The 6,196-nt window shown below is 66.2% G+C and carries 7 protein-coding genes; 4 read left to right on the top strand and 3 right to left on the bottom strand.

From position 1 onward, the window contains the following. Positions 1–11 precede the first annotated feature (11 nt). From F6S12_RS28975 to F6S12_RS28985, 3 genes are all read right to left on the bottom strand, one after another. Complete coding sequence (locus F6S12_RS28975; RefSeq protein ID WP_011058414.1) at positions 12–569, bottom strand: L-threonylcarbamoyladenylate synthase; 558 nt, start codon at positions 567–569, stop codon at positions 12–14. Between the two features lie 54 nt (positions 570–623). Beyond that, complete coding sequence (gene dprA, locus F6S12_RS28980) at positions 624–1,730, bottom strand: DNA-processing protein DprA (protein ID WP_315869630.1); 1,107 nt, start codon at positions 1,728–1,730, stop codon at positions 624–626. Positions 1,731–1,817: 87 nt separating this feature from the next. After that, a complete protein-coding gene (locus F6S12_RS28985; RefSeq protein WP_123431151.1) occupies positions 1,818–2,828 on the bottom strand; it encodes a LysM peptidoglycan-binding domain-containing protein in 1,011 nt (336 codons plus the stop codon). 153 nt (positions 2,829–2,981) lie between these two features. Between F6S12_RS28985 and def the strand changes: the two genes are divergently transcribed. The 4 genes from def to F6S12_RS29005 form a co-directional block, all read left to right on the top strand. Beyond that, complete coding sequence (gene def / locus F6S12_RS28990; RefSeq protein WP_011058411.1) at positions 2,982–3,488, top strand: peptide deformylase; 507 nt, start codon at positions 2,982–2,984, stop codon at positions 3,486–3,488. 69 nt (positions 3,489–3,557) lie between these two features. Continuing rightward, positions 3,558–4,517, top strand: coding sequence for a methionyl-tRNA formyltransferase (gene fmt, locus F6S12_RS28995; protein ID WP_011058410.1), 960 nt, complete (start codon positions 3,558–3,560; stop codon positions 4,515–4,517). Further along, a complete protein-coding gene (gene rsmB / locus F6S12_RS29000; RefSeq protein WP_011058409.1) occupies positions 4,514–5,839 on the top strand; it encodes a 16S rRNA (cytosine(967)-C(5))-methyltransferase RsmB in 1,326 nt (441 codons plus the stop codon). Before fmt ends, rsmB begins: the two co-directional genes overlap by 4 nt. A 22-nt stretch (positions 5,840–5,861) precedes the next feature. Further along, positions 5,862–6,196: NAD-binding protein (locus F6S12_RS29005; protein WP_315869631.1), on the top strand; the 335-nt coding region annotated here is incomplete at its 3' end.

A 6,196-nucleotide genomic window follows, 5' to 3' on the forward strand; every position in this document is an offset into this window, starting at 1 on the left:
GGCGAAGCGCTTCAGGAAGGCCGAACTACCTTGCCGGTAGCCAGGTCACGGATCAGGCTCGGGTTCTTGCGCCCGCCCAGGCTGCCACTGAGGACCAGATCCAGTTGCCCACGGAAATACTGCTCGATGCGCAGCCGCGTGCGCGCCGCCGGGCGCCCCTGGGGGTTGGCCGAGGTGGAAATCAGCGGGCCCACCAGGGAGCACAGCTCACGCACCAGCGGATGGTCGCTGACCCGCAGCGCCACCGTGTCATGGACCCCGGTGACCCACTCGGGCAACAGGTTCTGATGGGGCACCAGCCAGGTATTGGGCCCCGGCCAGGTGCTGGACATGCGATCGATCCAGGTGTCCGGGAAGTCCTCGAAGAGGAAATCGAACTGATGGATGTTGTCAGCGATCAGGATCAGGCCCTTGTCCACCGACCGTGACTTGATTGCCAGCAGGCGATCCACCGCCTCTTCATTCCACGGATCGCACCCCAGGCCCCAGACCGCTTCGGTTGGATAGGCAATCACCGCCCCTGCGCGAATCTCTCGTGCGGCTTGCTGCACGCGCCAACTGCTGACCATTGCCGACTCTCCAGATAAAAGCTGTGCGCAGTTTACCGATCCTGCTTATAAAACCTAGCTCAGACGCGCATACCAACGCCCATTTTCATGGACCGCACGGCCTTCGATCTCCAGCTCGGTCAGGGCCGCCAGCACCCGGGGCAGGGGCCAGCCGCTGGCGCTGGCCAAGGCTTCGCTGCTGTGGGGCGCCGCATGCAGCAAGGCCAGCAACGGGTGGGTACAGGCCGCTGTCGGCAGCGAGGCGCTGGGCGGCAGGTTCTGCCAGCCGGCCAGGGTCTCCAGGATGTGCTGCACGCTTTCCACCAGCACCGCGCCGTCGCGGATCAACTGGTGGCAACCCCGGGCACCGGGGTGGTGGATAGAACCGGGGATGGCATACACCTCGCGGCCTTGCTCCGCCGCCAGCCGCGCGGTAATCAGCGAACCGCTGGCGACGCTGGCCTCCACCACCAGCACGCCCAGGGCCAGGCCACTGATGATTCGATTGCGCCGGGGGAAGTGTTCCGCACGCGCCGGGGTGTCCAGCGGGAACTCGGAAACCACCGCGCTGCCCTGGTCGATCATGGCCCTGGCCAGGGCCCGGTGCCGCTGTGGATAAAAATTTTCCAGGCCAGTGCCCAGCACGCCCACGGTGCGCCCGCCAACATCCAGGGCCGCCTGATGGGCAGCGCCATCGATGCCCAGGGCCAGACCGCTGGTGATGACAAAACCGGCACGGGCCAGGCTGCGGGAAAAGGCCCCGGCGGTGTCCAGCCCCGGTCGCGATGCGCGACGGCTGCCCACCATCGCCAACTGCGGCCGTTCGAGAATCGAGGGGTCGCCGGCCACGAACAGCAGCGGCGGCGCATCCTCGAGTTGCGCCAGCAAGGGCGGGTAGCCGGGCTGGTCCCACATCAGCAAATGCTGGGCCTGGCTATCTATCCAGGCCAATGCGCGACGGGCGCCGTCGCGCACCTGGGGGCTGCGCCGGGCCTCGCTGCAGGCCGGCGGCAGGTCCAGGGAACGCCAGGCACTGGCCGGGGCACTGAGTGCTTTAGAAGCGCAACCGAATGCCTGAAGCAGGCGCTGAAAACGCATCGGCCCGAGTTCGGGCAGGACGTGCAAGCGCAATCGAGCTTCCAGTTCTGCCGGGGAAATGCTGCCGCTCATCGAGTTCAACATGGATCATCCTTGATCGTCAGGGCTCCAGCCTGAGCTGGAACAAGCTGTGGATAACTCTGTTGGTAACTTGTTGAGGAAAGATCTCCCTCAGGGGTTGCGGACCTTGTCCAGCACCGCCAGCGAACGCGTGGCCTTGAGTACCAATCCGTAGCTGAGCCTGTCGTAGCTGCGGAACACCATCAGCCAGCCGGCCGCCTCGTCGGGGATTTTCAGCGGCTCGCCGGTTTGCCGGTCGCGCACGGTTTCACCGGTCTTGATCACCGCCAGTACGTTGCCCTCCAGCAGGCCGTCGCGGCGCCCGCGGTTGAGGGTCACCACATCCAGGGCGCCGATCTGGGTGACCCCTCGGGGCACGTCGATGATCAGCCCTTCCACCGGCCGTTGCGGGGCACTGGGGTTGAAGGAGCCCGGCAACCCCGAGGTATCGGCGGCCAGCAAGCGATCACCCAGGCGCACTTCCTGGTTGCTGCTCTGCAAGGCGAGGGTGGCCAGGTCACCTTCGCTCGCCACCACCCGGGCGCTGCCGATGGCGTCGGCGTTGACCCCCAGCAGTTCCTGGCTCAGGGGGTCGCGGTAGACCTTGCCCTGGCGGAACAGCTCATAGACCGGCTGCTCAGGGTCCAGCCGGCCACGGGCGAAAAGCCGGTCGCCCATGCCACCCAGCACCCGCTCGCCCTCGCCGGCCACGATATACGGCGCCTGCTCCAGGGCCCCGGGCTGATCGACGATGCGGTTGTCCAGCAAGAAGCTGCTGATCGCTTGCAGGGGAATGCTCGGAATCGGGGCAGGGGGCAGGCGCCGGGCCTGGGGCGCGAGCTTGACCGTCGGCGGAGCCGCTGGTCGCTCCAGCTGCAGGTGTGGCGGGCCGTCATTGCGCACCAGTTGCAGGCGGTCACCAGGGAAGATCTGCCCGGCGAAGCCCGCGGGCCAGAGCTCGCGCCATTGCCAGGGCTGCTGCAGATACAGGCTGGCGACGCCCCACAAGGTATCGCCCGGCTGCACCCGATAGTGCTGTGGATAACTGTCCCGCAGTTGCACCTGGGCCTGGCCGATGGCGGTCCAGCCCGCCAGCAGCAGGGCGAACAGTGATTTCCTCATGGGCTGAATCCCTTTATTATGTGCGTTCGCGTGAAACGCCAGAGCCTGCACGGCTCGCTCCATCCCAGAGCACGTTTTGCACCGGCGGCCCAGGTCCAGAACCTGCGCGGACGCCGACTCCGCCCTTACTTCACACGTGTAGCAATTACGCTTATGGCCATTTTAAACATCCTCGAATTCCCTGATCCGCGCCTGCGCACTATCGCCAAACCAGTGGCCGTAGTGGACGACGAAGTGCGTCAGTTGGTCGACGACATGTTTGAAACAATGTATGAGGCCCCAGGCATCGGTCTTGCGGCGACCCAGGTCAACGTGCACAAACGCGTGGTGGTCATGGACCTGTCCGAAGACCGCAGCGAACCACGGGTGTTCATCAACCCCGAGTTCGAAGCCCTGACCGACGAGATGGACCAGTACCAGGAAGGCTGCCTTTCGGTACCGGGCTTCTACGAAAACGTCGACCGCCCGCAACGGGTCAAGATCAAGGCCCTGGACCGCGACGGCCAGCCCTACGAACTGATCGCCGAAGGTTTGCTCGCCGTGTGCATCCAGCACGAATGCGACCACCTGAACGGCAAGTTGTTCGTCGACTACCTGTCCACGCTCAAGCGTGACCGGATCAAGAAGAAGCTGGAAAAGCAGCATCGCCAGCAGGCTTGATGACCGTCTTGCAAAGGCTTGCTACGGCAAGCCTTTTTCTTTTCCGCATGTTTAACATCGAGAATTCCCATGACTGAGCCACTGCGCATCGTCTTTGCCGGCACCCCCGAATTCGCCGCCGAACACCTCAAGGCCCTGCTCGACAGCCCTTACCAGATCGTTGCGGTCTACACCCAGCCGGACCGTCCGGCGGGGCGCGGGCAGAAGCTGATGCCCAGTCCGGTCAAGCAGCTTGCTCTGGAAAACGACATCCCCGTGCTGCAACCGCCGACCTTGCGCAATGCCGAGGCTCAAGCCGAACTGGCAGCGCTCAAGCCGGACCTGATGGTGGTGGTGGCCTACGGCCTGATCCTGCCCCAGGCGGTGCTGGATATTCCGCGCCTGGGTTGCATCAACAGCCACGCTTCGCTGTTGCCACGCTGGCGCGGTGCCGCGCCGATCCAGCGTGCGGTGCAAGCCGGTGACGCGCAAAGCGGGGTGACCGTGATGCGCATGGAAGCCGGCCTGGATACCGGGCCGATGCTACTCAAGGTCAGCACCCCGATCAGCGCCGAAGATACCGGCGGCAGCCTCCACGACCGCCTGGCCGAGATGGGCCCGCCCGCAGTGCTGCAAGCCATCGAAGGCCTGGCCGCCGGCACCCTGGAAGGCGAAGTCCAGGACGACAGCCTGGCCACTTACGCCCACAAGCTGAACAAGGACGAGGCGCGCATCGACTGGAGCCGCCCGGCCGTGGAACTGGAGCGCCTGGTGCGGGCCTTCAACCCCTGGCCGATCTGCCACAGCAGCTTGAATGGCGAAGCGCTGAAAGTGCTGGCCGCCACCCTGGCCGAAGGCAAGGGCGCGCCGGGGGAAATCCTCGGCGCCAGCAAGGACGGCCTGATCGTTGCCTGCGGTGAGCAGGCGCTGTGCCTGACCCGCCTGCAACTGCCCGGGGGCAAGGCGCTGAACTTCAGCGACCTGTTCAACAGCCGCCGCGAGAAATTCGCCATCGGCACCGTCCTCGGCCAGACGGCGGACGCCCAATGAACCCGCGCCTGGCCGCCGCAAAGGCGCTGACTGCCGTGCTCAACGGCAAGGCCTCGCTCAACAGCTCGCTGCCGATCCAGCTGGACAAGGTCGAGGCCCGGGATCGCGGCTTCACCCAGGACCTGGCCTTCGGCACCGCACGCTGGCAGCCGCGGCTGTCGGCGCTGGCGGCCAAGCTGCTGCAGAAGCCGTTCAAGGCAGCCGACGCCGATGTCGAAGCATTGCTGCTGGTGGGCCTCTATCAGTTGCTCTACGCCCGGGTTCCGGCCCACGCCGCCATCGGTGAAACCGTGGGCTGCGCCGACAAGCTGAAAAAGCCCTGGGCCAAGGCCCTGCTCAATGCCGTGCTGCGGCGCGCCCAACGCGAAAGCGAAACGCTGCTGGCCGAGTTGGAGCACGACCCGGTGGTGCGCACCGCACACCCGCGCTGGTTGCAGAAATCCCTCAAGGCGTTCTGGCCCGAGCAGTGGGAAGCCATCTGCGCCGCCAACAACGCCCACCCGCCGATGATCCTGCGGGTCAACCGCCGGCATCACTCCCGCGATGCCTACCTGAAGCTGTTGAGCGAAGCGGGGGTTGCGGCCAAGGCTTGCGTCTATAGCCAGGACGGCATCGTCCTCGACGAAGCCTTGGATGTACGCAGCCTGCCGGGCTTTGCCGAAGGCTGGATCAGTGTGCAGGACGAGGCCGCGCAACTGGCCGCCGAGCTGCTGGAACTGGCGCCGGGGCAACGGGTGCTGGACGCCTGCTGCGCCCCGGGCGGCAAGACCTGCCACATCCTCGAAGTGCAACCGGCCCTGGCCGGCGTAGTGGCGGTGGACCTGGAGGCCAAGCGCCTGGTGCGGGTACGGGAAAACCTCGACCGCCTGGGGCTCGACGCCCAATTGATCGCCGCCGATGGCCGCGACACCCAGGCCTGGTGGGACGGCAAGCCGTTCCAGCGGATCCTGCTGGACGCGCCATGCTCGGCCACCGGGGTGATCCGCCGCCATCCGGATATCAAGCTGACCCGCCAGCCCGAAGACATCGCCGCCCTGGCGCAACTGCAAGGCGAACTGCTGGATGCCATGTGGCAGGCCCTGGAAGTGGGCGGCATCCTGCTCTACGCCACCTGCTCGACCCTGCCCACCGAGAACACCGAGGTCATCGAGGCCTTCCTGGCCCGCACCCCGGGGGCTCGTGAATTGGACATCGGCGGCCAACTGGGGCAGCCTGCCGCCGGCCTCAAGCAGCCCCACGGACGCCAGTTGCTGGCGCAAGAGGGCGGCCACGACGGCTTCTACTACGCCAAGCTGATCAAGATCGCCGCAGCTCGCGGCTAAACGGTTTTAAGGGAGTGACTGGATGAAAATCATCATCCTCGGCGCCGGGCAAGTGGGTGGCACGCTGGCGGAACACCTGGCCAGCGAAGCCAACGATATCACCGTGGTCGACACCGACGGCGAACGCCTGCGCGACCTCGGCGACCGCCTGGACATCCGCACCGTGCAGGGCCGCGCCTCGTTCCCGACGGTGCTGCGCCAGGCCGGCGCCGACGACGCCGACATGCTGGTGGCGGTAACCAACAGCGACGAGACCAACATGGTCGCCTGCCAGGTGGCCCACACCCTGTTCCACACCCCGACCAAGATCGCCCGGGTGCGCGAAGCCGCCTACCTGACCCGCGCCGGGCTGTTCGA

This window comes from Pseudomonas sp. JV245A, from assembly GCF_032424515.1.
Taxonomy (GTDB): Bacteria; Pseudomonadota; Gammaproteobacteria; order Pseudomonadales; family Pseudomonadaceae; genus Aquipseudomonas; species Aquipseudomonas protegens.

Coding starts and splice junctions, on each gene's coding strand:
- rsmB (WP_011058409.1), top strand. CDS start 4,514: ATGAACCCGCGCCTGGCCGCCGCAAAGGCGCTGACTGCCGTGCTCAAC.
- fmt (WP_011058410.1), top strand. CDS start 3,558: ATGACTGAGCCACTGCGCATCGTCTTTGCCGGCACCCCCGAATTCGCC.
- def (WP_011058411.1), top strand. CDS start 2,982: ATGGCCATTTTAAACATCCTCGAATTCCCTGATCCGCGCCTGCGCACT.
- dprA (WP_315869630.1), bottom strand. CDS start 1,730: ATGTTGAACTCGATGAGCGGCAGCATTTCCCCGGCAGAACTGGAAGCT.
- F6S12_RS28985 (WP_123431151.1), bottom strand. CDS start 2,828: ATGAGGAAATCACTGTTCGCCCTGCTGCTGGCGGGCTGGACCGCCATC.
- F6S12_RS28975 (WP_011058414.1), bottom strand. CDS start 569: ATGGTCAGCAGTTGGCGCGTGCAGCAAGCCGCACGAGAGATTCGCGCA.